This is a genomic window from Streptomyces sp. NPDC005899 (assembly GCF_040629645.1).
GTDB lineage: Bacteria > Actinomycetota > Actinomycetes > Streptomycetales > Streptomycetaceae > Streptomyces.
Genome location: NZ_JBEXWB010000606.1, coordinates 1 through 2,201 on the forward strand (window position 1 = coordinate 1; position 2,201 = coordinate 2,201).

Sequence of the window (2,201 nt, forward strand, 5' to 3'; positions counted from 1 at the left end):
GCGCGGTCTCGTGCTCGGCCGCGCTCCTGCGCAGCGCGGCCTCGCCGCGCTTGACCTCGCTGAGCGCACTGCGCAGTTTGCGGTGCAGGGACTCGGCCTCCTTGCGGGAGGCGTCCAGCTCGGCGCGCAGCCGGTCGGTCTCGGCCCTGGTCTGGACACGGACCCGCTCCAGCTCCTCGCGCAGCTTCTCCAGCTCGCGCCGGGTCTCCTCGTCGGCCCGCTCGGCGTCGGCCCGCTCGGCCTCCTCACCGGCGGCGGTCACCAGCTTGACCCAGCCCGCCGGCCGCAGCACGTAGGCGGCCGCGGCCACGTCGACGGGGTCGGCGGCGGCGGGCGGCGCACCGGTCTCCAGCGGACCGGCGAGCTCCGGCCGGCTCCGGCCGATCCGCTCCCCGATGCGCCGGCGGAACTCCGGATCGCTCTCCAGGGCGGCCGCCATCGCGTTACCCGCGAACTTGACCCGCCTGCTCGGGGTGAAACGGGCGTACTGCCTGAGCTGGGACGGTAGTTCCGCGACGGTCAGGCCGCCGAAGGCCTCGGAGACCAGGGCCACGACCTTGCGGCGGACGCCCTCGGGCAGCGGGCGGTCGAGCGACTCCACGACGCCGTCGGCCGCGTCGGCCGGATCGGCGCCGCCTGCCGGCTGCTCCACCATCCATCACCCCAATGTGTCTGTCCGCACGGCCCCGTCAGGAGTCGGCACCCGGCCGGTCGACCAGCTCGATCTGGTCGACCGCGTTGCACCAACGACAGCGCACCGACTCGATGGTCTCACTGACCACCTCGCGCTCCTCGACACTCGACTCCCCGGCCAGGTCGAGATGCACGTACTCGACGACCTTGGAGGAGCGCGTCACGTCGAATCGGGTGAGGTTGCCGCAGAGTGTGCAGCGCCAGCGGGTCCCGTCCGTCGGCTGGGGAACCGTCGTCATCGTTGCGTCCTCTTTCGTCGTTCGTCGAGTCCCGTGCGTACCGGGCTGCGATCTCGCGGTGCGTCGTCGAACTGCGATGTCCCGTCAACCCTACGGCCTCGTGCATACCCCACGGCACGGCGAGGCGGTCCGTCCCGTCCTCCCCCGGTACGTCATGCTCTGTACGTGATCGATCGGCGGCATGTCGACTGGCGGAAGCGGGCCGGGGAGTACGCGGCGGCGGGCAGCGGCCCGGTCACGTACGGGATCATCGCACTGTGCGCCGCCGTCTTCCTGGTCGGTCCGCTTTCCGGCCTCACCCCCTCCCACGGCGGCGAGGACGCGGTCCTCGCCGCCCGGGCCGGGTACTTCGAACAGTGGGGAGTGATCCCGAGCGAGCTGTGCGGCGGCTCCGCGCACGCGGTGCTCACCCCGCTCACCGCGCTGTTCGTCCACGGCAGCTGGCTGCACCTGCTGGGCAACATGCTGTTCCTGTACGTGTTCGGCGCGATGGCCGAGGAACGCATGGGGCGCCTCGCGTTCGCCGTCTTCTACCTCTGCTGCGGCTACCTCGCCCTGGTGGTCTACGCCGTCGCACACTCCGACTCCGACCAGACCCTGGTGGGCGCCTCCGGGGCGATCTCCGCGGTGCTGGGGGCGTTCCTCTGCCTCTTCCCCCGGGCCCGGGTCACCAGCCTCTTCCCGTTCCTGTTCTTCCTGCCGCTGCGGTTCCCCGCCTGGATCGTGCTCGCCTTCTGGTTCGTACTGCAGTGGCTGGCGGCCCGCAGCGCCGGCAGCGGCCCGGGCGTGGCCTACCTCGCCCACGTGGCGGGGTTCGCCGCCGGGTTCCTCTACGCGTGGGGGCGCTACCGGCTGGGCCCCCGGCGCAAGGCTCTAGAGTGAAGTCTCCAGCCACGGCCACCGAGGGAGAAGCCAGCCGTGATCACCGCGATCGTTCTCATCAAGACCAGCGTGGACCGGATTCCGGAGATCGCCGAGGCCATCGCCGCGCTGGACAGCGTCAGCGAGGTCTTCTCGGTCACCGGGACGTACGACCTGATCGCCATGGTCAGGGTGGCCAGGCACGACGACCTGGCCGACGTCATCCCCGGCCGGATCAGCAAGATCCCGGGCGTGGAGGGCACCGACACCCACGTCGCCTTCCGCACCTACTCCCAGCACGACCTCGAGGCCGCGTTCGCCATCGGCCTGGACGCCTGAGTCCGGGGCGCCTGGGTCCGGCCGGGGACGGCACCCGTCCCCCGGCGGAGCCGCGCCCCCGCCCCGCGC

Annotated in this window: 2 protein-coding genes and 2 pseudogenes; 2 read left to right on the top strand and 2 right to left on the bottom strand. The window is 72.1% G+C overall.

Going from position 1 to position 2,201, the window contains the following annotated elements; genetic code table 11:
* Positions 1-652 (bottom strand): annotated as a pseudogene (locus tag ABZ371_RS31940) (RNA-binding protein); the annotation flags it as partial.
* Between the two features lie 37 nt (positions 653-689).
* The gene (locus ABZ371_RS31945; RefSeq protein WP_014156692.1) at positions 690-932 is read right to left on the bottom strand and encodes a hypothetical protein; all 243 of its coding nucleotides are present in this window, start codon (positions 930-932) and stop codon (positions 690-692) included.
* Between the two features lie 165 nt (positions 933-1,097).
* Between ABZ371_RS31945 and ABZ371_RS31950 the strand changes: the two are divergent.
* Both ABZ371_RS31950 and ABZ371_RS31955 read left to right on the top strand, forming a co-directional pair.
* Positions 1,098-1,846, top strand: a pseudogene (locus ABZ371_RS31950) (rhomboid family intramembrane serine protease); the annotation flags it as partial.
* A 4-nt stretch (positions 1,847-1,850) separates the two neighbouring features.
* Complete coding sequence (locus ABZ371_RS31955; protein ID WP_003969641.1) at positions 1,851-2,132, top strand: Lrp/AsnC ligand binding domain-containing protein; 282 nt, start codon at positions 1,851-1,853, stop codon at positions 2,130-2,132.
* Positions 2,133-2,201: the final 69 nt, after the last annotated feature.

Excerpts from the sequence above, each read along its gene's own strand:
- ABZ371_RS31945 (WP_014156692.1), bottom strand. The coding sequence starts at position 932 with ATGACGACGGTTCCCCAGCCGACGGACGGGACCCGCTGGCGCTGCACA.